This is a genomic window from Planococcus sp. A6 (genome assembly GCF_028823615.1).
Classification (GTDB): domain Bacteria; phylum Bacillota; class Bacilli; order Bacillales_A; family Planococcaceae; genus Planococcus.
On sequence record NZ_JAPEHT010000007.1, the window covers coordinates 1 to 24,889 of the forward strand.

The 24,889-nt window shown below is 51.1% G+C and carries 23 protein-coding genes, 1 pseudogene and 1 other annotated feature; all 24 genes and pseudogenes read right to left on the minus strand.

The window, feature by feature from the left end; genetic code table 11:
- Positions 1–5 precede the first annotated feature (5 nt).
- Positions 6–416: a VOC family protein gene (locus ON064_RS01960; protein WP_121297743.1), complete on the minus strand. Its 411-nt coding sequence runs from the start codon at positions 414–416 to the stop codon at positions 6–8.
- 68 nt (positions 417–484) lie between these two features.
- Entirely contained in the window at positions 485–1,819 is a 1,335-nt protein-coding gene (locus ON064_RS01965) for a D-serine ammonia-lyase (protein WP_274623396.1), read from the minus strand.
- 109 nt (positions 1,820–1,928) lie between these two features.
- The gene (gene pyrE, locus ON064_RS01970; protein WP_274623397.1) at positions 1,929–2,543 is read right to left on the minus strand and encodes an orotate phosphoribosyltransferase; all 615 of its coding nucleotides are present in this window, start codon (positions 2,541–2,543) and stop codon (positions 1,929–1,931) included.
- Positions 2,540–3,232, minus strand: coding sequence for an orotidine-5'-phosphate decarboxylase (gene pyrF, locus ON064_RS01975; protein WP_274623398.1), 693 nt, complete (start codon positions 3,230–3,232; stop codon positions 2,540–2,542). Before pyrF ends, pyrE begins: the two co-directional genes overlap by 4 nt.
- Positions 3,229–4,114, minus strand: a pseudogene (locus ON064_RS01980) (dihydroorotate dehydrogenase). Before ON064_RS01980 ends, pyrF begins: the two are co-directional and overlap by 4 nt.
- On the minus strand, positions 4,111–4,878 hold the full coding sequence (locus tag ON064_RS01985) for a dihydroorotate dehydrogenase electron transfer subunit (protein ID WP_274623399.1): 768 nt from the start codon (positions 4,876–4,878) through the stop codon (positions 4,111–4,113). The pseudogene ON064_RS01980 and the gene ON064_RS01985 overlap by 4 nt, the downstream one beginning before the upstream one ends.
- Positions 4,875–8,063 carry a carbamoyl-phosphate synthase large subunit gene (gene carB / locus ON064_RS01990; RefSeq protein WP_274623400.1) on the minus strand — a complete coding sequence of 1,063 codons (3,189 nt, stop codon included), beginning with the start codon at positions 8,061–8,063 and terminating at the stop codon, positions 4,875–4,877. Before carB ends, ON064_RS01985 begins: the two co-directional genes overlap by 4 nt.
- Positions 8,056–9,150, minus strand: coding sequence for a carbamoyl phosphate synthase small subunit (locus tag ON064_RS01995; protein ID WP_274623401.1), 1,095 nt, complete (start codon positions 9,148–9,150; stop codon positions 8,056–8,058). Before ON064_RS01995 ends, carB begins: the two co-directional genes overlap by 8 nt.
- Complete coding sequence (locus ON064_RS02000) at positions 9,150–10,424, minus strand: dihydroorotase (protein WP_274623402.1); 1,275 nt, start codon at positions 10,422–10,424, stop codon at positions 9,150–9,152. The genes ON064_RS01995 and ON064_RS02000 overlap by 1 nt, the downstream gene beginning before the upstream one ends.
- A gap of 1 nt (position 10,425) precedes the next feature.
- Positions 10,426–11,295 carry an aspartate carbamoyltransferase catalytic subunit gene (locus ON064_RS02005; protein ID WP_274623427.1) on the minus strand — a complete coding sequence of 290 codons (870 nt, stop codon included), beginning with the start codon at positions 11,293–11,295 and terminating at the stop codon, positions 10,426–10,428.
- Between the two features lie 135 nt (positions 11,296–11,430).
- The gene (locus ON064_RS02010; protein ID WP_274623403.1) at positions 11,431–12,705 is read right to left on the minus strand and encodes a solute carrier family 23 protein; all 1,275 of its coding nucleotides are present in this window, start codon (positions 12,703–12,705) and stop codon (positions 11,431–11,433) included.
- Between the two features lie 30 nt (positions 12,706–12,735).
- Entirely contained in the window at positions 12,736–13,275 is a 540-nt protein-coding gene (gene pyrR / locus ON064_RS02015) for a bifunctional pyr operon transcriptional regulator/uracil phosphoribosyltransferase PyrR (RefSeq protein WP_058383525.1), read from the minus strand.
- Positions 13,276–13,493: 218 nt separating this feature from the next.
- Positions 13,494–14,396 carry an RluA family pseudouridine synthase gene (locus ON064_RS02020; RefSeq protein ID WP_274623404.1) on the minus strand — a complete coding sequence of 301 codons (903 nt, stop codon included), beginning with the start codon at positions 14,394–14,396 and terminating at the stop codon, positions 13,494–13,496.
- Positions 14,396–14,869 carry a signal peptidase II gene (gene lspA, locus ON064_RS02025; protein WP_175578498.1) on the minus strand — a complete coding sequence of 158 codons (474 nt, stop codon included), beginning with the start codon at positions 14,867–14,869 and terminating at the stop codon, positions 14,396–14,398. The genes ON064_RS02020 and lspA overlap by 1 nt, the downstream gene beginning before the upstream one ends.
- A gap of 104 nt (positions 14,870–14,973) precedes the next feature.
- Complete coding sequence (gene ileS / locus ON064_RS02030; RefSeq protein ID WP_274623405.1) at positions 14,974–17,736, minus strand: isoleucine--tRNA ligase; 2,763 nt, start codon at positions 17,734–17,736, stop codon at positions 14,974–14,976.
- A 43-nt stretch (positions 17,737–17,779) separates the two neighbouring features.
- Positions 17,780–17,988, minus strand: a binding site (T-box leader).
- Positions 17,989–18,037: 49 nt separating this feature from the next.
- Positions 18,038–18,565, minus strand: a complete 528-nt coding sequence (locus ON064_RS02035; protein ID WP_058383521.1) for a DivIVA domain-containing protein — start codon at positions 18,563–18,565, stop codon at positions 18,038–18,040.
- An 89-nt stretch (positions 18,566–18,654) separates the two neighbouring features.
- A complete protein-coding gene (locus ON064_RS02040; RefSeq protein ID WP_274623406.1) occupies positions 18,655–19,440 on the minus strand; it encodes a YlmH family RNA-binding protein in 786 nt (261 codons plus the stop codon).
- A 152-nt stretch (positions 19,441–19,592) separates the two neighbouring features.
- Positions 19,593–19,856, minus strand: coding sequence for a YggT family protein (locus ON064_RS02045; protein WP_121297754.1), 264 nt, complete (start codon positions 19,854–19,856; stop codon positions 19,593–19,595).
- An 18-nt stretch (positions 19,857–19,874) separates the two neighbouring features.
- Positions 19,875–20,378 carry a cell division protein SepF gene (locus ON064_RS02050; protein ID WP_058383518.1) on the minus strand — a complete coding sequence of 168 codons (504 nt, stop codon included), beginning with the start codon at positions 20,376–20,378 and terminating at the stop codon, positions 19,875–19,877.
- Complete coding sequence (locus ON064_RS02055) at positions 20,375–21,046, minus strand: YggS family pyridoxal phosphate-dependent enzyme (protein ID WP_274623407.1); 672 nt, start codon at positions 21,044–21,046, stop codon at positions 20,375–20,377. Before ON064_RS02055 ends, ON064_RS02050 begins: the two co-directional genes overlap by 4 nt.
- A gap of 117 nt (positions 21,047–21,163) precedes the next feature.
- Positions 21,164–22,354, minus strand: a complete 1,191-nt coding sequence (gene ftsZ, locus ON064_RS02060; RefSeq protein WP_058383516.1) for a cell division protein FtsZ — start codon at positions 22,352–22,354, stop codon at positions 21,164–21,166.
- 58 nt (positions 22,355–22,412) lie between these two features.
- Positions 22,413–23,702 (minus strand): cell division protein FtsA, encoded by a 1,290-nt coding sequence (gene ftsA / locus ON064_RS02065; RefSeq protein ID WP_068462961.1) that lies wholly within the window; start codon positions 23,700–23,702, stop codon positions 22,413–22,415.
- 104 nt (positions 23,703–23,806) lie between these two features.
- Positions 23,807–24,169: a small basic family protein gene (locus tag ON064_RS02070; RefSeq protein ID WP_274623408.1), complete on the minus strand. Its 363-nt coding sequence runs from the start codon at positions 24,167–24,169 to the stop codon at positions 23,807–23,809.
- A gap of 2 nt (positions 24,170–24,171) precedes the next feature.
- Complete coding sequence (locus tag ON064_RS02075; RefSeq protein WP_274623409.1) at positions 24,172–24,888, minus strand: DUF881 domain-containing protein; 717 nt, start codon at positions 24,886–24,888, stop codon at positions 24,172–24,174.
- Position 24,889 lies beyond the last annotated feature (1 nt).

A 24,889-nucleotide genomic window follows, 5' to 3' on the forward strand; every position in this document is an offset into this window, starting at 1 on the left:
TTTTTTTATTCGAATGCCTCGTCTTCCATATACATGACTTCCCATAAATGTCCGTCCGGGTCGTGAAAGCTCCAGGAATACATAAACTTATTGTCCATCGGCTCGTTCGCGGAACTGCCACCGGCTGCCATCGCTTTTTCCACCCATTCATCAACGGCCTCCCGGCTAGACGCCGATAAGGCAATGATCGCCTCTGCGCTGTTGGATGTATCGGCAATGTCTTTATGGGTGAAGCTTTTGAAGAAGTCTTCTACCAGCAGCATGGCGTACATATTTTGGCCGATGATCATGCAAGTGGCGTTATTATCCGTCATCCGCTCATCGAAATCAAAGCCCATTTCGCCAAAAAACTTCATCGATCTTTCCAAATCCTTAACCGGCAAATTAACGAAAATCTGGTTCGCTTGAATAGCCATGTTTCCGCTTCCCTTCTTTTTCGTTTATCGTTCACTCTTCTATTCGTGGAATGAACTGAAAATCCTCCCTATCGTTTCAGTTTCTTTACCCCTCTTGCATAAAATCCGGCCATCTCTTCCTCGGGCACGAGCGCCCCTCCTGTCAGCCAGACGATATGTGTCGCTTTTTCCACATCAATGTCATGTTCTTCAGCGTAGTTTGTCGCTGCCATCATAAATGGCCCGGCAAATCCGGCTGCTGCGGAAGGTTCGATTTTGATCCCTTCACTATCTTTCAGCATGGCGAGCAGCGGGAACAACTCTTCGTCTTCGACCGTCGCAATGCTCGATATCAATTGTTCAGAACTTGCGGACGCGAAGCTTGATGCCCTGCCGACTGCGAGCCCGTCCGCCTCCGTCCTATTGTCGATGCCGATGTCCTGGACGCAGATGCCGCTCTTCAAGCCTGTCATGAGACCGAGCAAGACGGCAGGTGAATGCGTCGGTTCGATGAACACCGGATGGACGTGATCGCCGAACAGGTGTCGCAGCCCGAATGCGATGCCCCCTGGCGCCCCGCCGACACCGCATGGCAAATAGACGAATAGCGGATGCTCTTTATCTACCGGAACTTTCTTTTGTTCCAATTGCTGTTTCAAACGAAGTGCCGCCACGCTATAGCCGAGAAACAATTCGCGGGATTTCTCGTCATCGACAAAATAGCCGTTCGGCAGATGGAGCGTCTCTTCGCGCCCTGCCGTGACCGCTTCACTGAAGTCGCCGCTGAATTCGACGACGCGAACTCCCTTTTTCCGCAGCAGCTCTTTTTTCCACCCTTTGGCATCCGCTGACATATAGACGGAGACCTTGAAACCGAGTTCAGCGCTGATGATGCCGATGCTCAAGCCTAAATTCCCGGTCGAGCCGACGCCGATGGAATGGAGTCCGAAGAACTTTTTAGCTTCGTCCGTTACAAACCATTCATAGGAATCCTCACGCGTGATAAGCCCTTCTTCCAGCGCCAGGTTCTCTGCATAGCGCAGCACTTCAAAAAATCCGCCGCGCGCCTTCACCGATCCCGCCACAGGCAGTTCGTTGTCGCATTTAACGTATAACTTCCCTGGCAGCTGCTCGCCGTAATACGTTTCGAGTTGGCGCTGCATGTGGCCAGCTTCCCGCAATTCCGATTCGATGATTCCTCCTGTTTCAACTGTCTCAGGAAACACTTTCATCAAATACGGGGCGAAGCGCAGCCATAAGCGTTCTGCCTCCTGCAAATCATGCATTGTCACTGGCAAGCCCTGTACCTGATCCATTTCCCTGCGCTTTGGGTTCAGCCAGACGACCGGCTTCAAGTCGAGTAAATCCCCCATCAGCGGATGTTCATCCGTCCATTTGTGGATTTCATGTTTGGTAAGTCCCATGTCTACCGCCTCCTTATCGTTAGTTGTACCATACCCCTTTTTGCTTTCTTTATTTAACTAAAAAACGGAAAAAAACCTTCGCCCATCCTGTCGATGTGCGAAGGTTTTCTTATGAAGTCAATGCGCCAGCTTTCAGTTTTTCGTGCCATTCGCTGAGCATCGGCAAATCCTCTGCCGCTATCGCTCCGCTTTCCCTGGCTTGTTCAACCAGTGCCGGGAAATCCGTCAAGGTGTGGAAGGTGAATCCCGCTTCCTGTATCGCTTGCTGTGCTTGAGGCAGCCCGTAAGTGAAGATGGCGGCAATTCCCGCCACTTCAAAGCCGGCATCTTGCAAGGCTTGTGACCCGCCTTTGGAGATCAAGTCTTCGATGACGACGGCTTTTTGTCCTGGCTCGATTTTTCCTTCGATCAAATTCGATTGTCCGTGGCCTTTTGGTTTCGAACGCACATAGACCATTGGCAGATCCAGGCGTTCGGCCACCCACGCCGCATGCGGGATGCCCGCCGTCGCGGTTCCCGCAATCACTTGCGCGTCCGGATACTCCCTGCGAATCGTTTCCGCGAGCCCATCAGCGATTGCCTTGCGGACGGTTGGATAAGACATCGTCAGCCGATTGTCGCAATAGATCGGCGATTTGACACCTGATGCCCAGGTAAATGGATCGTTCGGGCGCAACTCGACTGCCCCGATGGATAATAACTGTTGTGCGATTTGCTTTTTCATGAACGACCGCTCCATTCTCCGTTGATGTAATCATAGCTTTTTTGCGGGTTTTCCGAGCGGGTGATGGCTCTCCCGACGACGATATGGGTCGAACCTTGTGCTTTTGCATCGCTTGGTGTCGCGATGCGCTTTTGGTCATGGCTTTCCGATGCAGCCGGGCGGATGCCCGGTGTGACGCGCAGGAAATCGTCGCCGCATGCCACGCCGATCGCTTTCGCTTCATGGACCGAACAGACGACACCGTCAAGCCCCGCCCGTTTCGCCAGTTTCGCGTAATGCAAGACCGATTGTTCCAGGCTCACCGAAATCAATTGCTCTTGTTGCATCTGTTCTTCGCTCGTCGAAGTCAATTGCGTCACCGCAATCAATTTTGTCCCACTACCGGCGAGCCCGCGTTTTGCGGCTTCCATCATGGCAAGGCCGCCTGCTGCGTGGACATTGACCATATCAACGCCGAGTTCTGCGATGCGGCGCATGGCAGCTTCAACGGTATTCGGGATATCGTGTAATTTTAAATCCAGGAAAATATCATGGCCGTAGCGATTCAATGTATGGACGAGTTCCGGCCCTTCCTGGTAGAACAATTCCATTCCGACTTTCACAAACAGTGGTTCTGTGAACTCCGATAAAAATTCTTCCACATCGAGCTTCGACGGGAAATCGAGTGCAATGATCGGTTTGCTGGTCATAAGCGATGGCTCCTTCCGGTGAGTTCTTGAACGGATTCATAGCCCAGTTCATGCAAGCGTTTCGGCAGCTTGTCGATCAGCTCGGGGCATACGAACGGATTGACGAAATTCGCCGTTCCCACTGCGACAGCATTCGCTCCCGCTGACAAAAAGTCGATGACGTCATCCACTTCCGCGACGCCGCCCATGCCGATGATCGGCAGCTTTGTATGGCGCCGCACTTCGTAAACCATACGCAATGCGACCGGTTTGATCGCTGGGCCTGACAAGCCGCCTGTAATATTAGCGATGACCGGGCGTCCCGTTTTCGGGTCAAGCCGCATGCCGAGCAGTGTATTGATCATCGTGATCCCATCCGCCCCGCCTTCTTCGACCGCTTTGGCCAACTGGACGACATCAGTGACGTTCGGCGATAATTTCACGTAAACCGGCACGTCCGATACGTCTTTTACCATGCGTGTCAATTCTTTTGCAACATTCGGGTCCGTCCCGAATGTGATGCCGCCCTGCTTGACATTTGGGCAGGAAATATTCAATTCCAGTGCATGGACGTTCGGTGCCTTGGAAATGGTTCTTGCGACTTCTACATAATCCTCTGCAAGTGAACCAGCCACATTAGCGATAATGGGAACATCAAATTGTTCGAGCCAAGGCAATTGTTCATCGACTACTTTTACAAGTCCAGGATTTTGCAGACCGATGGCATTGAGCATGCCGGATGAAGTTTCCGCAACGCGGGGCGTGTGCTTTAATCATGATCGATCCAAGTTTCGATAAATCATAGAGCTTTGCGTATTCTTGTCCGAAGCCGAAGCAGCCGGATGCGGGCATGATCGGGTTTTTCAAGTCGAGTCCAGGCAATTTCACGCTTAAATCCGTCATGAAATCACCACCCCTGCTGGAAATACGGGGCCATCTGAACATACTTTGATGTAATCCGTTTCGCTTCTAGTCGTCCGGCAGACGCAAGCAAAACATGCCCCGATGCCGCAGCCCATGCGCTGTTCATAAGATAAAAAGCCTTTTTTCTCTGGGTACGCCCATTGCACCGCTTCGAGCATCGGCGTCGGCCCGCAGGAATAATAGGTATCAAAATCGTTCGGCAAGCCATTCAAAATATGGGTCACGAAACCTTCAGTCCCGTGCGAACCGTCGACTGTCGCAATATGCGTATCGCCGAGAGCCTGGAATTTGTCTTCATAAAACACCGCTTCACTGCTTTCGAAGCCGAGAATGTGGACGGTTTCCACACCTCTCGCATTTAATTGCAATGCCAGTTCGTATAGCGGCGGCACGCCAATCCCCCCGCCAATCAAATAAGCTTTTTTTCCAGCTTCATCAACCGGGAAACCATGTCCGAGCGGCCCCAGGACATCGAGTGTGTCGCGTTCTGTCTTTTGGGACAATAAGCTGGTCCCGCGCCCCTCCGAACGGTAGATCATCGTGAAGCTCGATGCTTCCTTGTCGATTTTCGCAACCGAGATCGGCCGGCGCAATAGCGGTTCAAAGCTGTCCGCCACGCGCACATGGACAAATTGCCCCGGTTCGTTCATTTCCTGTACCAAAGATCCTGCTACGGTCAGTTCAAAAATGTTCTTTGCGATTTCAGTTTGGGAGACAATCGCCATTTTCTCCTGTTTGATCATACACCTGCCCCCATTTCTTCTGCCTGGAATGTCATCGATTCGATGACTCTGAGCATCGCTTCCGCTGTGTCAAGTGAAGTCAGGCACGGCACGCCGTTTTCAACCGATTCCCGGCGGATGCGGAACCCGTCACGTTCCGGCTGCTTGCCTTTTGTCAGCGTATTGATGACGATCTGCGCGTCGCCGTTTTGGATGACATCCAGCAAAGTACGGCCTTCCGCCCCGATTTTTCCGACTTCAGCAACGGCAATGCCTGCAGATTCGAAAGCTTGAGCCGTACCGCCGGTTGCCATAATTTGGTACCCAATGTCCCGGAAGCGCTTCGCCAGCCCAACTGCTTCTTCTTTGTCCTTATCCGAGACGGTCAGAAGCACGGTGCCATGGTCTTTTACTTCCATGCCAGCCGCAGCCAATCCTTTATAGAGCGCTTTTTCAAGCGTGACGTCTTTGCCCATCACTTCCCCGGTCGATTTCATTTCCGGCCCAAGCGTAATATCGACGCGGCGCAGTTTCGCGAATGAGAACACCGGCACTTTGACGTAGACACCTTTTTTCAGCGGCGCTAGCCCCGTCGTATAGCCTTGGTCGATGATGCTTTGCCCTAAGATCGCTTTCGTTGCGATATTCGCCATCGGAATGCCCGTAATTTTGCTGAGGAACGGTACCGTACGGCTTGAGCGCGGATTGACTTCGATCACGAACACCTCGCCTTTTGAGATAACGTACTGGATGTTCAACAGGCCGACAATGTTCAAGCCTTTGGCAAGCCGTGTCGTGTAATCCGTCAAAGTCTCGATTTGCTGCTGCGAGATGTTTTGCGGCGGATAGACGGCAATCGAGTCGCCGGAGTGCACCCCTGCCCGTTCAATATGTTCCATGATTCCAGGAATCAAGACATTCTCGCCGTCACAGATGGCATCGACTTCAATTTCCTCGCCTGTCAAATAACGGTCGACCAGTACCGGATGTTCCGGGCTTGCTTCAACGGCGTGTTCCATATAATGGATCAAGTCGCTTTCGTTGTAGACGATTTCCATCGCACGGCCACCTAGCACGTAAGACGGGCGGACCAGCACCGGATAGCCGATGTCCGAAGCGATGACCACCGCTTCTTCTGTCGATACCGCCGTTTTGCCGAGCGGCTGCGGGATGCCGATTTCATGGAGCGCCGCTTCGAATTTATTGCGGTTTTCCGCTCTGTCGATGTCTTCAAGCGTCGTGCCGAGAATCTTCACGCCGTTTTTCTCGAGCTTATCGGCCAAGTTGATTGCTGTCTGCCCACCGAACTGGACGACGACGCCTTTCGGTTGTTCGAGGTCGATGATGTGCATGACATCTTCAATTGTCAGCGGTTCAAAGTAGAGCTTGTCGGAAATGGAGAAATCAGTCGACACCGTCTCCGGGTTGTTGTTAATGATGATCGCTTCATAGCCCGCTTCTTTGATCGCCCAGACGGAATGGACCGTTGCGTAATCAAATTCGACGCCTTGGCCGATGCGGATCGGGCCTGATCCGAGCACGATGACGCTTTCTTTGTCGGTGCGGATCGATTCGTTTTCGTCTTCGTAGCTGGCGTAGAAATAAGGCGTTTCCGATTCGAATTCCGCAGCGCATGTGTCGACCATTTTATAGACAGGCATTAAGCCCTGTGCTTTACGCCACTCGTATACTTTCGCTTCTTCTGATGACCATAGCTTGGCGATTGTTCTATCTGCAAAGCCCATGCGTTTGGCTTTTCTCGTCGTATCATAATCAAACGGATTTTGCTGCAAGACTTCTTCAAAGCGAACGATTTTGTCGAACTTCTCCAGGAAGAACAAATCGATTTGGCTCCAGTCGTGAATCGTTTCGATCGTTACCCCGCGGCGCAGCGCTTCGCCGATAAAGAACAGCCGCTCGTCGCCGGCTTTGCGGATGCGTTTTTCGATCCATTCGTCGCTCATGTCCGTGCCGTTTTTCAGCTCCAGATGGAATTGTCCTGTTTCGAGCGAACGGACCGCTTTCAGCATCGATTCCTCGAACGTCCGGCCCATCGCCATGACTTCGCCGGTTGCTTTCATCTGCGTGCCGAGGTTACGTTTGGCTGCTTCGAATTTATCGAAAGGCCAGCGCGGGATTTTCGATACGACATAGTCGAGCGCCGGTTCGAATGCGGCGTAAGTACGCCCTGTCACCGGGTTCATCATTTCGCCAAGCGTCAAACCGACCGCGATTTTGGCCGCCAGTTTGGCGATCGGGTAGCCAGTCGCTTTGGATGCCAGTGCAGAGGAACGACTGACGCGCGGGTTCACCTCGATGATGTAATAATCGAAGCTATGCGGGTCGAGCGCGAGCTGGACGTTGCATCCGCCCTCGATTTTCAAGGCGCGGATGATTTTCAATGACACGTTGCGGAGCATTTGGTATTCACGATCCGATAAGGTTTGGCTCGGTGCGACGACGATTGAGTCGCCGGTATGGATGCCGACCGGATCGATATTTTCCATATTACAGACGACGATGGCGGTATCTTCCGCATCGCGCATCACTTCGTATTCGATTTCTTTGAAACCGGCAATCGATTTTTCCAGCAAGCATTGCGTCACCGGGCTGTACTTCAATCCTGATGCCACGATTTCATGCAGTTGTTCGTCGTTATGGCAGATGCCGCCGCCCGTTCCGCCAAGTGTAAAGGCTGGTCGGACGATGACCGGATAGCCGATTCTCTCCACAAAACGCTTCGCTTCTTCCATATTATGGATGATATCAGAATCCGGTACCGGTTCCCCGAGTTCGTTCATCAAGGTGCGGAACAAATCGCGGTCTTCCGCTTTATGGATCGCTTCCAGCTTGGTTCCTAAGATTTCAATATCCAGTTCATCCAAAATTCCGGATTCGTCCAATTCGATGGCCATGTTGAGCCCTGTCTGCCCGCCGAGAGTCGCAAGCAGTGCATCCGGCCGCTCTTTTCTAAGGATGCGGCTGACGAATTCCAAAGTGATTGGCTCGATATACACTTTATCGGCGATTTCGGTATCGGTCATGATCGTGGCTGGGTTGGAGTTGATCAAAATGACGCGGTAGCCTTCTTCTTTCAAGGCGAGACAGGCTTGTGTGCCCGCATAGTCGAATTCTGCAGCTTGGCCGATGACGATCGGGCCTGAACCAATTACGAAGATGCTTTTGATATCTTGTCTTTTAGGCATGTTGTTGCTCCTTCCGCTGTGCGTTCATCATTTCCAAAAATCGGTCGAATAGATAGTTTGAGTCTTCCGGTCCCGGTGAGGATTCCGGATGGTACTGGACGGTGAAGGCTGGGTAATCAAGGTGCGCGAGTCCTTCGTTCGTTCCGTCATTGAGTGCACTATGTGTCACTTTTAGGCGCGTGCCTTGCAAGGTTTCTTCATCAACTGCGTAGCCGTGGTTTTGTGAGGTGATTTCGATTTTGCCGGTGACCAGATCGCGCACCGGGTGGTTGCCGCCCCGGTGGCCGAACTTCAGCTTGAACGTCTCGGCACCGCACGCTCTTGCGAATAATTGATGGCCGAGGCAAATCCCGAAAATCGGCACTTCGCCGAGCAATTCGCCGACGACTTCCACACATTCGGGAACGTTTTTCGGGTCTCCTGGGCCGTTTGACAGCATGACGCCGTCTGGGCCCCAGGCGAGAATTTCCTGCGCGCTCGTATTATGCGGCACGACGATGACGTCGCATTTGCGTTTATTCAGCTCGCGCAAAATCCCATGCTTCATGCCGTAATCGATCAAGACGACGCGCTTGCCGCGTCCCGGGCTTGGGTAAGGGCGTGTAATCGATACTTGCGCCACTTGGTCAGTCGGCAAAGGGGTTTCTTTCAGCTTCTCGACCACTTGTTCCACATCCGGCTCTTCGCCAGCAGCCGTCAAGATGCCTTTGATCGATCCGTTGACGCGGATCAGCCGAGTCAGCTTTCGCGTATCGATTCCGGCGATACCAGGGATGCCTTTTTTCTCGAGCAATTCGCTCAAGCTCATGGTGCTTCTGAAATTCGACGGGAAATCCGCTGCTTCCCGGACGACCATGCCTTTCACGGCTGGGTCGATCGATTCGAAATCGTCGCTATTGATTCCGTAATTGCCTTGCAGCGGGTATGTCATCGTGACGATCTGCCCGCAATAGGATGGATCGGAGAGAATTTCCTGATAGCCAGTCATGCTCGTATTGAACACCACTTCCCCGAATGATGCCGTTTGTGCGCCGAATGCTTCCCCCGTGAATACTGTGCCGTCTTCTAAGATCAAATAACGTTTCATCAGTTTTCCTCCTGCCATGCGATGTCACCGCCGAAAATGGTCATTACTGGCCAGCCGGTGCAAGTTTGTCCGCCAAATGGCGTATTCGTTCCTTTGGAAAGGAAATCTTCCGGGCGGATTTCCTGCTGTTTGTCCAAGTCGAGCAGCACCAGGTCGGCTGCTTGTCCTGCCTCAATCGTCCCGTATGGAAGGCCGAACACATCTGCCGGCTTTTTCGTCAGCCAGCCGATCAATTGCCCAAGAGTCCATTTGCCGCTTTGGACAAATTCCGTATACAGGAGCGGGAACGCCGTTTCGAATCCGACGATGCCGAATGGCGCTTTTTCCATGCCGTTCGCTTTTTCTTCCGCAGCATGCGGGGCGTGGTCCGTCGCAATAAAATCAAGTGTGCCGTCGAGCAGCCCTTCGTGAAGCGCTTCGTAATCTTCCTGTGCGCGAAGCGGCGGGTTCATTTTGTAATTCGCGTCGTCGCCTGGGATGTCATCTTCCGTTAACAATAGATGATGGGGCGTCACTTCCGCCGTGACGCGGACGCCTGCCCGTTTTGCGTCGCGGATGACACGCACCGACTCTTTCGTGCTGACATGGCAGACGTGATAATGGGCGCCAGCCGCCTCAGCGAGCAGGATATCGCGTGCGATATGCACTGATTCCGCAACAGACGGGATTCCAGGCAAGCCCAGCTCGCGGCTTCGCTTGCCATCATGCATGACGCCGCCGTAGATCAGGCTGTTGTCTTCGCAATGGGCGACGACAGTCATATCGAGGTCTGCGGCTTCTTTCATCGTCTCGAGCATCATTCCTGCTTCCTGGATGCCAACGCCGTCGTCCGTGAACGCAAAGGCGCCATGTTCTTTCAGTTCTTTCAAATTGGTCCGTTCTTTGCCCGCTTCGCGGATCGTGATGGATGCATACGGCAAAACCCGGATGAGCGCATTTTTTTCGATCAAGCCGTTGACGTGATCGAGATTTTCTTTCGTGTCGGGTACCGGCCGTGTATTCGGCATGGCGCAGATGGTCGTATAACCGCCGCGTGCCGCTGACTTCGTGCCGCTTTCAATGGTTTCCTTTTTTTCTCCCCCCGGTTCACGCAGATGGACATGGACGTCCACAAACCCTGGTGCGATCATTCGGCCTTTGCCGTCGATTTCCGTTTCTCCCTGCCCGTTCAAGTGTGCGCCGATCTCCTCGATGCGGCCATCCTTGACGCGGATGTTCGTTTCCTCCAATTGTTCCCCGTTCAACATCTTTACGTTCTTAATGAATAATCCCATTTTATTCTCTCCCTTTCATTGCATATTCGAGTACGGCCATCCGGACGAAGACGCCGTTTTCCATTTGTTTGAAGATTCTTGAACGCTGGCATTCGACGAGCGAATTCGCAATCTCCACTCCCCGGTTGATTGGTGCCGGATGCATGATGATGGCGTCTTTTTTCATTTTGCGCTCGCGTGCTTCTGTCAACCCGAACTCAATATGGTAGCGTTCTTTGGAAAATAGTGCGGAGACGGCGTGCCGTTCATGCTGCACGCGGAGCATCATAACGACGTCCGTTTCGCCGATCAAGGCATCCAAATCATCGGTTGTGTCGTACTCGCCGCTCCATTCCTCCGGGCACACGAAGCTGACTTTCGCGCCGAGCTGTTTCAGTGCGGCTGCATTCGACTTGGCGACACGGCTATGGGCGATATCCCCGACAATTGTTACGTGGATGCCATCGATGCGGCCAAACTCCTGATGAATCGTGTACAGATCGAGCAGCGATTGCGTCGGGTGCTGGCCCGAGCCATCACCGCCGTTGATGACCGCTACCTTGCAGCCTGCTAGCTGCTGGTAATATTCTTCTTCCTCGTGGCGGATGATGACCGCCTTGACGCCGATCGCTTCCATCGTTTTCACCGTGTCATAGAGCGTTTCGCCTTTTAGGATGCTGGAAAAGGCCGTTTCGAATGGCAGTACGGATAGTCCAAGACGATGTTCAGCCATCTCAAAGCTCATTTTCGTCCGTGTGCTCGGTTCGAAAAATAAATTGACGACCGCCCCCTCGAGTGACGCTTTTTCGCCCCTTTCGAACTGCTCGGCTCGCTTCAGCAAGTTCATGATTTTGTCGTTTTCAAGATTATTCATCGTTAACAGATTCGGCAATTTGCTCACGCCCTTTCGTTGACTGTACAAAAAAACACCTTCCCAGGGGCAGGAAGGTGTAAGGAAATAAGGGTAGACTGCACCCCTATCCATAACCCTTTCCATGCCTCTCTGGACATTCCTTAAAAGGTAAGTTTATTCAGTTCCATCATCCAATTCCTGTTTATCAAGACCAGGCAGGATTAAGTTCAAGATTACGAGCGCCATTCCTTCGATCGCGAACGATTCGCTGAACTCGAGTTTCGCGCCGCCGATCCCGATGACCAGGATGACCGACGAGATGACCAAGTTGCGGTTATTGCCGAAGTCGATGCCGTTATCGACCAGCATCCGTAGTCCGGACGAAGCGATGATACCGAACAACAGGATCGAGATACCCCCGAGCACTGCTGTCGGAATCGTGTCGATGACCGCCATCAATTTTCCGAAGAACGAGAACAGGATGGCGAATACCGCAGCACCCAGAATGACATAGACGCTGAACACTTTCGTGATGGCAAGTACGCCGATGTTCTCGCCGTATGTCGTTTTCGGCGGGCCTCCGACAAGCGAGGAGATGAACGTCCCGATTCCGTCTCCTAAAATCGAGCGATGAAGGCCGGGATCTTTTATGTAGTTGCGATCGACAATCTTACCGAGGACAAGCTGATGCCCGATATGCTCAGAAATCGTGACGATGGCGATTGGCACCATGACGAACAACAGTGTCGGTGTCACTTGGAAAGAGTAATCAATTCCCGGCAGTAAAAATTCCGGTACTTGGAACCAGCTGGCCGCTGCCACTGGAGCAAAATCGATAATGCCGATCAGTGTTGAATAGGCATAACCTGCAATGATACCGATCAAGATTGGCATGAGCGAGATGATATTCTTGAAGTAAATATTGCAGATGATGGCCGTGGCGAGTGTGACAAGTGCGGCTGAGAAATGCAGTAAGCTGTATTCAGAGCCTCCGTCTACCGTTGGGATATTCATGGCCATGTCGACCGCCGTTCCGGACAGGGCCAGTCCGATAACAATGATGACCGGGCCGACAACGATCGGCGGCAGCAGTTTCATGAGCCATTTGTAGCCGGTCTTCCAGATGATCAGCGAAACGATGGCGTAGACGAGCGAGACGAACATCGCGCCGATCATCGCCGAGCCGATGCCGCCTGTTTCCGTGGCGATTTGTATCGGGACAATAAAGGCGAATGAAGATCCGAGGTAAGCCGGCACTTTGAATTGCGTGATGAGGACGAAGATGATGGTGGCGATGCCGCTCGTCAATAGCGCAATCGCGGGGCTCAAGCCAACCAGCTGCGGCACCAGGATTGTTGCGCCGAACATGGCGAACATGTGCTGCAGGCTAAGGGAAATCCATTGCCCCGTTTTTGGTTTATCGTGTATGTCTAGAATGGCATTGCTCAAGCTGTTTCTCCCCTGTCTCTATAGTAATTCTTAGTCGTTGATGGTGACACGGTCGGTGCTGTCGCTTTCTGTCATCTCGACCACGATCCGTTCTTCACTCGAGGTCGGGATGTTTTTTCCGACATAATCGGAGCGAATCGGCAACTCCCGGTGTCCCCGGTCGATCAATACGGCGAGCTGTATCTGTGCCGGCCGGCCGAGGTCCATGACCGCGTCCATTGCTGCGCGGACAGTGCGGCCCGTGTAGAGAACATCATCGACCAGGATGACTTTCTGGTCTTTAATGCTGTGTTCGATATCGACTTGCTGGACAAGCGGTTCCTGGCCCGGGTTTTTCTGGCTTAAATCATCCCGGTAAAGCGTGATGTCCAGTTCCCCTGTCAGAATGGGTTTGCCTTCGATTTGTTCGATTTTCTCCGCCAAACGCTTGGCGATGAATGCGCCCCTTGTCTTGATCCCGACTAAGATGCACCCGTCGATTCCTTTATTGCGCTCGATGATTTCGTGGGCGATGCGTGTAATTGCGCGCCCGATTGCTTTGTCATCGAGAATGACCGCTTTTTCTGCCATGTGTTCCACTCCTTTATGATTGCTTCGAAATTTCTGCATGAAAAAACCCTCCGCCGAAGAGGCGAAGGGTGCATAAGCGCAGAAAAAAACCTTCCGGAAGACACACTTCCGGCTTTGCGAATATCCCTTTTCAGCCTCTCTGGACTGTTCTTAAAGGTGATGCGTATTCAGTTGACTGGTCTAAGTATAAAGAACAGCCATTTCGTTTGTCAACCCCCTTAGCGGAGAGTCTCGAGAAGTTCCTCGAATTCTGTCGGTAAAGGAGCCGAGAACTCCAGGTATTCCTTCGTCCGTGGATGGATAAAACCGATGACGGCTGCATGCAAGGCCTGACCGCCGATATCCATCGTTTTTCGCGGTCCGTATTTCGGGTCGCCGACAAGCGGGAAGCCGATATAACGCATATGGACACGGATTTGGTGCGTGCGTCCCGTTTCAAGTCGGCATTCCACTAATGTGAAATCACCGAAACGCTCAAGCACAGTGAAATGCGTCACCGCATGCTTCCCTTTATCGACAACAGCCATCTTCTGGCGCTCTTTCGGGTCTCTCGCGATTGGTGCATCAATGGTGCCTTTGTCGTGGGCGATATGCCCGTGGACAAGTGCGATGTATTTGCGCGTCACCGATTTTTCGACCAATTGATCCACTAAAGATGCATGGGCGAGATCGTTTTTCGCGACCATCAATAAGCCAGACGTATCTTTATCGATGCGGTGGACGATTCCCGGGCGCACGATGCCATTGATGCCCGAAAGATCGGTGCAATGGTACATGAGGCCGTTGACGAGCGTCCCGCTCGCATGTCCTGGAGCCGGGTGGACGACCATGCCTTTCGGTTTGTTGACGACGAGCACGTCTTCGTCTTCGTAGACGACATCGAGGTTCAGGTTTTCCGGTTCTGCATCCAATTCTTCCAATAGCGGCGGCGTGATGAGGATCTCATCTTGCAGGCGCACTTTGTAATTCGGCTTCACCGTTTCACCATTTACTTTGATATGGCCATCTTTGACCCAATTGCTGATCTGCGAACGCGACCATTCCTCATCGATGGCAGAGATCACTTTATCGATCCGCTCGCCTTTTTGTTCTTCTGTAATGTTTATCGTCAGTTCTTCCATTAAGACACCTTTTTCTTTTGTTGTTTTTCATCCATGATCACGTAAATGACCATTAAGACGACACCAATGGTCAATGCAGCATCCGCTACATTGAAGATCGGAAAATCATAATTGATTACTGGAATCAGCACATCGACAAAATCGACCACTTCCCCGCGGTACATCCGGTCGATGAAATTACCGATTGCGCCTCCTAGTAGCACCATCAGCGCCAATTGAAACAGCGGCTGCCCACCGGCATGCTTATGGAAATAATACAGAATCGCCACAATCACTACAACAGTGATGATGGCAAACAGCCACATCTGCCCTTCTAGCATTCCCCAAGCCGCGCCGCGATTGCGGTGGGAAAGCCATCCCAGATACGGTTCGAGCACAGGAATCCGTTCTCCGAGCTCCATATTTTTGACGACCAGCCATTTGGTCCATTGATCCAATGCAATAATTAGTAGAGCAATCCCATAATAAATCACTTGTATTTCCTCCGTCATTCATCAGTCTATTCATTTTAACACAGAGCGGGCGAAAAAAGAAAAAAGTCCGAAAACCGGATAACCGGCTTTCGGACCGTTCAAACTTAAGCGTATTCGATTTCAACGACTTCTGCACAACGTGGGCAAAGCTCAGGATGTGCATCAGATTCGCCGATATGCTTGGAGATCGTCCAGCAGCGGCCACATTTCTCGCCTTCCGCTTTTTCGACAACGACTGCCACTTCATCGAGTGACAATGCGTTTTCAGGCGCTTGCTCTTTCGCGCCGCCGAATTCATATTCAGAAACGATGAACAATTGCGCGAGATTGGAATCGATAGCCGGCAATAAGTTCGCCAGTTCTTCATTTGCGTAGACCGTCACTTTCGCTTCAAGCGATTTTCCGATCGTTTTTGCCGCACGCGCTTCTTCCAAAGCTTTCAGGACATCGTCGCGGACGTCCATGAAACGGCTCCATTTCGCTTCCAGATCCTTGAATTCAGGACGCTCCGCAGCTTCTGGGAAGTCTGTCAACTGGACGCTTTCTTCTGAAGCGGATTCCAGATACGACCACATTTCATCCGCTGTATGCGGCAAGATTGGAGAAGCAAGCTTGACGAGTGCCATCAAGCTGTCGAACATCACTGTCTGCATCGCGCGGCGGTGCGGATGGTCAGCGCGTTCGATATAGACGACGTCTTTTGCGACATCGAGATAGAACGAGCTGAGGTCACTTGCGCAATAGCCATTCAATGCATGATATACAGAGGAGAATTCATAATTGTCATAGCCTTTTGTAGCCGTATCGATCAATTTATTCAATTTCATGACCATGTACTGATCCATTTCGCGCATGTCTTCAAACGGCACGCGATCTTTCGTTTCATCGAAATCAGCCAAGTTGCCGTGAAGGAATTTCAGCGTGTTGCGGATTTTGCGGTACACTTCCGACACTTGCTTGAAGTTGTCATCCGATACGCGCACATCTGCCGTATAGTCAACAGAAGAAACCCATAGGCGCAGGATGTCCGCTCCCATTTGGTTCATGACTTTTGCCGGCACGATTGTATTGCCAAGCGATTTACTCATTTTGCGGCCGTTGCCGTCCAATGTAAAGCCGTGGCTCAATACGCCTTTATACGGAGCGATGCCGTTGATGGCGACGCTCGTCGTAAGCGAGGAGTTGAACCAGCCGCGGTATTGGTCAGAGCCTTCGAGATAAAGGTCAGCCGGGTATTGAAGGTCTTCACGCTCATCGAGCACTGCCTGATGGGACGAACCGGAATCGAACCAAACGTCCATGATATCCATTTCTTTCGTAAAGATGCCGTTCGGGCTGCTCGGGTGCGTAAAGCCTTCCGGCAATAATTCCGCTGCCGTGCGCTCGAACCAGATGTTCGATCCGTGCTCGCGGAATAGATCGGCGATATGCGCAATCGTTTCTTCTGTGATAATCGGATCGCCGTTTTCCGCATAAAATACCGGAATCGGGACGCCCCATACGCGCTGGCGGGAAATGTTCCAGTCGCCGCGGTCGCGCAGCATATTGTAAAGGCGTGTTTCGCCCCATGCCGGAGTGAACGATGTCTCATCGATTGCTTTTAAGATCTGGTCACGGAACGCATCGATCGATACGAACCATTGCGCAGTCGCACGGTAGATGACCGGTTTTTTCGTACGCCAGTCATGTGGATAGGAGTGGGTGATGAATGACAAGGCTTCTAGTGCGCCTGCTTCATCTAATGCTTCAGTGATCGATTTATTCGCTTTGTCGTAGAACTCGCCCGCAAATCCTGGCGCTTCTTCTGTCATGACGCCACGCTCATCGACTGGACACAATACATCCAAACCATATTTTTTGCCGATCAAGAAGTCATCTTCCCCGTGTCCAGGAGCGGTATGGACACAACCTGTACCGGAATCGGTCGTAACATGGTCGCCAAGCATGACGAGTGACGTACGGTCATACAATGGGTGTTTCGCCTGGATATGCTCCAGTTCCTGGCCTTTCACTGTGCGGACCACTTCATAATCCGTCCATTCCAGCTCTTTCGCCACTTCTTCGAGCAAATCTTTCGCAACGACGAACTTTGAACCGCCGTGAGCGACTTCCACGTAATCCAGATCTGCATGAACGGAGATTCCGAGGTTGGCAGGGATCGTCCAAGGCGTCGTCGTCCAGATGACCAGCTTGACGCCTTCATCCAAAACGCCTTTTCCGTCTGTAACAGGGAAGGATACATAGATCGATGGTGATTTTTTATCGTGATACTCGATCTCCGCTTCAGCAAGAGACGATTCACTGGATGGGGACCAGTAGACCGGCTTCAAGCCTTTATAGATATAGCCTTTATTGGCCATTTTGCCGAATACTTCGATTTGGCGCGCTTCATAAGAAGGCTTCAATGTGACGTATGGGTTTTCCCAGTCACCGCGTACGCCGATCCGTTTGAATTGTGAACGCTGGCTGTCGATCTGTTCGTATGCATATTCCTCACATAGCTTGCGGAATTCCGCGAGTGACAATTCTTTGCGGTTCACGCCCTTATTGGTTAGTGCTTGCTCGATCGGCAAACCGTGTGTATCCCAGCCTGGGACATAAGGGGCGTGGAAGCCCATCATGCTGCGCGAGCGGACGATCATGTCCTTCAATACTTTGTTCAAAGCGTGTCCCATGTGAAGGTCGCCGTTCGCATATGGCGGACCGTCATGAAGCACGAAAAATGGGCGTCCTTTTGTGCGGTCCTGGACTTTTTTATAGATGTCCATTTCTTCCCATTTCTTTTGCATTTCAGGTTCCCGGTTCGGCAAATTGCCGCGCATCGGGAACTCGGTTTTTGGCATCAATAATGTATCTTTATAATCCATTTTCCATTCCTCCTGTAAGCATAATAAAAAGCCCCCATCCCTGGAAAGGGACGAGAAGCTCGCGGTACCACCCTTGTTGCAGCTGTGTGCTGCCAACTCTACACCGTAACGTGGCGGGGACGGGCCCGGTTACTTGCGTTCACCGGTCCAGCTCAGGAGTGATTTTCCAAGACGGCACCGCGCCAGGCTTCCACCGCCCCCGGCTCGCTCGATCGGATTTCCGTTTTGTACTGTCTCCATCAATGCGTTTGTAAGTATGTCGTAATTATAGAAGCAGAATGGGCCTCAGTCAAGAGCGGGCTTATTCCTTCGCTGCGCTTCCGGCTTCTTTCTTTTCGATCTGGTCGATATTCTCCGTGTCCAAGTCGTATTCAAGCAATGTGTTCCAGTCTTCCGTTTCAATCAAATCAAGCTGCGCTTCCACCAGCATCTTGAAACGATTTCGGAAAATCTTCGACTGCTTTTTCAACTCTTCGATTTCGGTCGCGATGCGGCGCGCTTTCGCCAAAGATTCATTGACGATGCGGTCTGCATTCTTCTCCGCTTCCTGGACGATCAAATCCGCTTCTTTCTGGGCGTTGCGGCGGACTTCTTCTGACGCTTCCTGAGCGACGAAGATCGATTTCTGCAAAGTCGTTTCCAGATTGGTGAAATGGCCCATGCGCTCATCCGTGGATTTCATGCGCTCTTCCATTTCAGTCCGTTCTTTAATGACTTTTTCGTAATCTTTCATGATCTGTTCGAGGAATTCATTGACCTCATCTTCTTGATAACCGCGGAATGCGCGGCTGAACTCTTTATTATGTATATCTAATGGTGATAAAGGCATCGTATCTCTCCTTACTCTCTGCATGTTTACACTCATTATACCTGTCATGGCGAGAAATTTCAGTAATATTCACCACATTCGCCGGTGTTTTATTTTTTCAATTCCAATTTACCGACCTGCAGGCGGATCTTGTCCTTTTTCGTCCGCCCTTCGATCGCGATGATTTGCACGCGCCCAAGCCCTCTCGCTGAAATCAAATCGGATTCGTGCAATTCAAACGACACACTTTCTTGTGCTGTCCAATTGACTTTCACTTTCCCGCCGTTGATCAGCGCCGCGGCTTTCTGGCGGGAAATTTTGTAGACCGAGCTCATGACCGTATCGAGCCGCAGCGAACTGACCGTATGCGCCTCTTCCGTCCACTCCTCGATGACCGGGAGATAGTCGGCGGGGTCGGTCACTTCTTCGAGCTGGACTTTCACTTTGCCGGCGCTGATAAAATTGGCGCGCAAATACGGCGCTATTTCCTCCATCACTGCGAGCTGCACCGTGCCTTCACCGATCCGGATGTCCCCGAATTTTCCCCGTTCCAAACCGAGCGACATGAGCGCTCCGAGAATGTCCGGATGCTTCAAGGTAACGAATTTCACAGGGTAGCGCAGCTCGAACATAGTCACTTGGAAATCACTTTCTTCCGGAACGTAATACGAAGGATGCAGCAAGACGCGCTGGCGCTCTGCCTGGCTGAACAAGCCGGAAGCAGCCATTTCCACTTCCCTGCCGCCGATCAGCGATTTGACGATAAAGCGCTGGCGCGGGTCCAGAAAGTCGGTGAGCTTCGGCGCATACATATCTTCTACATCTCGCAGCCAGTCCGATGCCTGCTCGATAAATTGTTGTTCGTCTTTGCGAAAATGCTGGAATATCTCTTCCATGGGCCGTTCCCTCCGGTTGTTGGATTCGTTCTTAGTTTAACAAGCATTCTACAAACAGCAGAAAAACCCTTTCGTAGTTTGCCGCAAATAAAAAAGACAGAGAAATGGATTCTCCGTCTTCCTATATCAGCTGCTCTTTATTCAGCTTCTTGTCAGAGAAGGTACTCAGCCAATGTAATGATCCCTTGGCTTGCGAGGCTTAATGTGAAAATGGCCACAATCGGCGAGATATCGATCATGCCGATCGGCGGGATGAAGCGGCGAAAAATATCCAAATAAGGATCGGTAATCCGGGAGATCATCTGACCGAAAGCAGATTCCTTGATGCTCGGCACCCAGCTCATGAAGACGCTGATAATTAGGATATAAAAGTAGATGTTAATAGCGCTCAATAATAAATTTACAAGAAGATACATTCGATTTTTAGCACCTTTCTATTGTTGATCGTCGTGATAATAATCGGAGATGGCGCCATCCACTTCGACCGTGTCCGGCACGCATAGGAAAATGTCCGTCCCGATACGTTGAATGTCCCCACCTAGTGCATAGACGGTGCCGCTCAGGAAATCGATGATCCGGAGGCCTTGGTCCCGTTCAATGCGCTGCAAGTTGACCACGACGGCCTGTTTTGTTTTCAAGCTTTCTGCAATATCCTGCGCTTCCGCATAGACGCGCGGTTCCGCCAAACTGACTTTCGATGAAGAAGCAGATGAATTCTGCAAATTGACTAAATTCTGCACGGTAGGTTCCTCCAAATTCTCACGGCGTTCTTTCACTGGCTTTGGTGCTTTCGGTGCTTTCTTCTGCGGCTGTTCGGCAGCTGCCGGGGCAGGCTTCTCATAACGCTGCACGGGCCGCTGCTTGCGTTCTTCCTGGACGGGCTCTTCCTCGTACTCGTCCAGATAAAAGAAATTCTTAAATTTATCTTTCATGCTCATCTTTCCGCCTCACTTTCCGACCCTACCAATGCGGTCCCGACGCGAACGAACGTCGCGCCTTCTTCAGCCGCAATCAGGTAATCATTGGACATGCCCATCGACAATTCTGTGCAAGGGGCGTGCTCCCAGTTGTTCGCTGCGATTTGCAGCTGCAAGTCTTTCAAACCTTTAAAAGTCGCTCTCAATAAAGCTTCATCTTCTGTGTTCGGGGCCATGGTCATCAAACCGACCACATGCACTTTATCGAAATCCTTTAGGGATTCGATAAATGCGGGAACTTCCTCAGGAGAAAAGCCGCTCTTGGAATCTTCGCCGGAAACATTGACTTGGATAAAGCAATTGACTGGCTTATCGGCACGTTTTTGGATTTCTTTCGCCAGGCTCAGTCGATCCAGTGAATGAAGATAATCGATCAGACCGATCACTTCCTTGACTTTCCGCGACTGAAGCGTACCGACATAATGCCAAACGACATCGCCTTTGATCTCCCCATGCTTCATCTTGAGGCCTTCCGGACGGTTTTCACCGAGATGGCGGATGCCCGCATCGACGGCTTCCTGGGTTCTATCGATTCCGACTTGTTTTGTGACTGCGACGATTTCAATGCCGCTATGGATTTGATTTAATGTATGGGTCATTTCTTCAAACTTCGGTTTAATCGCTTTCATCTGCTCACAACTTTTCTATAGACGTTCACTTTATTGTACCAAGCCGAAGCTGATTTATCAATTCAGCCTGGCATTAAAACAATAAAGACAGCCGCCAAATTGGCAGCTGCTTTCATATTAACGGCGTTTTTGTCTGTTGCGCAGGAATGTCGGGATGTCCAACGCGTCTTCACTTTGCTTATCCTGGCGCTGAGGCTCCTGGTTGTAATAAGGAGTTTGCTCTTCGCGGCGCTGGGACTGTTCTTCGCGGCGTGCTTCACGAATGGAAGGAGCCGGGTTTTGCTGCTGGATCGATTGGATACGGTTTGCGTTCAATCCAGATCCGCGTGGTGCGCGTCCAGCAGGGTTCAATTGTTCTTCGTTGAATCCAGTAGCGATAACCGTGACGACGATTTCATCTTTCAAGTTGTCGTTGATAACGGAACCGAAGATCATGTTCACTTCTTCATCAGAGGCGGAAGCGACGATATCGGCTGCTTCCTGTACTTCATACAAGCTCAAGTTCGAACCGCCTGTAATGTTCATCAAGACGCCTTTTGCCCCATCGACAGATACTTCAAGCAATGGGCTCGATACAGCTTTTTTCGCTGCTTCGGCAGCACGGTTTTCTCCAGAAGAGACACCGATGCCCATAAGTGCTGATCCTTTGTTCGACATGATCGTTTTCACATCGGCAAAGTCAAGGTTGATAAGACCAGGAACTGCGATCAAGTCAGAGATGCCTTGTACACCTTGGCGAAGGACATTATCCGCTTCACGGAATGCTTCAAGCATCGGCGTGTTTTTGTCGACGATTTCAAGTAGACGGTCGTTCGGGATGACGATCAATGTATCGACTGATTCTTTCATTGTCGCGATTCCGCCGATGGCCTGAGTCGAACGCTTGCGTCCTTCGAATGTGAACGGGCGAGTAACGACGCCCACTGTCAATGCGCCGAGTTCTTTTGCGATGCCTGCGATGACAGGTGCAGCACCCGTACCAGTGCCGCCACCCATACCGGCAGTGACGAAGACCATGTCGGCTCCGCGCAAAGCTTCTTCGATCTGTTCTTTGCTTTCTTCCGCTGCTTTTTTCCCGACGTCCGGGTTAGCTCCGGCGCCAAGGCCGCGCGTCAATTTTCCGCCGATTTGCAGGCGTGTTTCCGCTTTCGAAAGGTTCAAGGCTTGCGCGTCTGTGTTGACAGCGATGAATTCCACCCCTTGAACTCCATGTTCGATCATCCGGTTGACTGCGTTGTTTCCGCCGCCACCGACACCAATGACTTTAATTACGGCTAATGCATCGATATTTGTATCAAATTCCAACATTCTTTTTTCCTCCTAAGATTGCTCAGCTTTTGAACATAAGCCGGACACAATGATGATTTTATTCAAAAAAACGATCAAACATTTTTTTGGCTTTGCTTACGACACCTTCGTTATCCTGTTTCGGTTGTTTCGGCTGCTTCTGCTTTTTCGGCTGCTGCTCCACATACTCAGGTTTCTGCGAATGTGCAGCCGCTGAACTATGGCCGACGTTTCCGTAGAACAAATCTTCTGCGTAAGCGTATTGGATCAATCCGACCGCTGTTGTATACTGCGGCTCGCGAACTCCGATGAATTCAGGCGTGAACAGGCGCACACGCGTTTGGAGAATGCTTCTTGCCAGTTCTGGAAGGCCGTCCATTTTGGCCATTCCGCCTGTCAATACGACACCACCAGGCAGCTCATCGACGCCGAGGCGATATAACTCATCCAAAATCAATTCGAAAAGTTCTTCCATGCGAACTCCGATTATTTCAGATATGTATTTTTGGCTGTATTGTTCTCTTGAATCCGAACCGATCACCGGCACTTCGAATACTTCTTCTTCTGAAGCATCGTCGAAGAATGCGTGGCCATGTTCGAGCTTGATTTTTTCAGCCTGCTCTGTCGGCGTTTTCAAAACGATCGACAAATCTTTCGTTACGTGATCTCCGCCAACTGGAATGACCGATGCCGCACGCAAGTGGCCATCGCGGAATACTGCGATTGACGTCGATCCACCGCCGATATCGATGCAGGCCGTTCCGTGGTTCTTTTCATCTTCCGTCAACGCATAGCTTCCGGCTACTAGCGGCTGGACATAAATCTCACGGATTTCGAGGCCAGCACGCTCAACACAGCGAAGCACATTGTGCAAGACCGTTTTCGAAGTCGTCACCATTGTACCATCCATTTCAAGGCGGATGCCGATCATGCCTCTAGGATCTTTGATCTCGCCCAAGTGGTCGACGACATATTCTTCAGGAATGATGTTGACTAGCTCACGTTCTGGCGGGATCGACATGACTTGTGCCGCTTCCAAAACGCGTTCCAAATCTTCATCCGTGATTTCACGGTTCTCGCTGTTTACTGCAACGATTCCCTTAACCGGCTGCAATGCCACTTGGTTGGCTGGAATTCCCAGCACGACTTCATGGATTTCTTTGCCGATCATGCGCTCTGCCTGATCGACGGCTTTTTTAATGGACTGGACAGTTGCATCTATATCAACAATCGCACCTTTTTTGATTCCATTAGATTTGACGTTGCCAACGCCGATGACGTGCAACGATTTATTGGTCATTTCCCCGATCAATACTTTGACGGAGGAAGACCCGATATCCAAACTTACATATAATTCTGATTGACTCAACTCGTGGCACCTCCTTATAAAACTTCTCTACATTACATTCTATTGTAAAATACACACCTTGTCTAAGTAAAATAGCGAAACTTAGAAAATTTTCCTGCAATTCGTCAATTTGCCTCACCAAGCTTCTTTTTTTCGGCCCATTTCGCAAGCAGAATGCGGCGGATCACCGCAATATTCTGGAATAGCCGCACACCGAACGCGAAAATTGCTGCCAAATACAAATCTACACCTAAATGGACGCCGAGAAAAGCGAGGCCTGCAGCCAGTATGATATTAAAGAAAAAACCTGAAACGAACACTTTATCATCGTATACTTGCTGCAAGTGGGCCCGTATACCCCCGAACAGTGTATCGAGCGATGCCAACACCGCTATCGACAAATAACTGGCGTATTCAGGCGGTATTTGGATATCTGTCAACAAGCCGAGCGAAATGCCCAACAGCAATCCAAGAATCGATATCCACATTCCTACTCCCCCTCCTCGGCTTGAAGATGATCTATGTTGATTTCTTCATCAAAAGCCGGCAGCGCCAATTCTTCCTGCGGCTCCGAAATAGTGATCGTCAAATCGTCTATGTAAAAATCATCGTGAATTGCAGAAGCCGTTAAATAACTAGAAAGTTTCCGTGCTTCTTCCATGCTCGTTGCCGTAATAGTAATCACAAACGGTGGCGTCGAGATAGGCTCAGTATTCACTGTGGTGTAGCCATTGATATCGCGTATCGCGGTCGTGTTGATGACACGCTCCCCGGCAATCGCTAGCTCGATGCCGTCAAAGCGGTTGATTTCATTCACCAAGCGGATCAATAAATCCGGTGGAATTTCTGTTATTTCGGTTCCTAGCGCAATCGCTTCAAGCGAAGGGCTGATCTCGAGTTCAATTCCCGGCCCGCTCATTTGCGAAAGGCCGGCAGAGATCCGCAAATCTTCGACCGTCTCTTTCAAAACCGCCTCCGGATCTTGAGTCGCTTCATCGCTATACTTGCCGAGTGTCTCATCCAGTAGGCTGATTTCCGACAGCAATTCTGAATGAAGTTGCTTTTCCCGCGATAATTGCTGGCGGATTTCCCATGTATCCCGGGAATCCCGGCTGTCATCCGTATTCACAGTATTGTATTGTGTTGCAGTCATAAAACCGATGACAAAAAGAATGACCGTAAAACGGCCAGTAATGCGTTTTTTCATC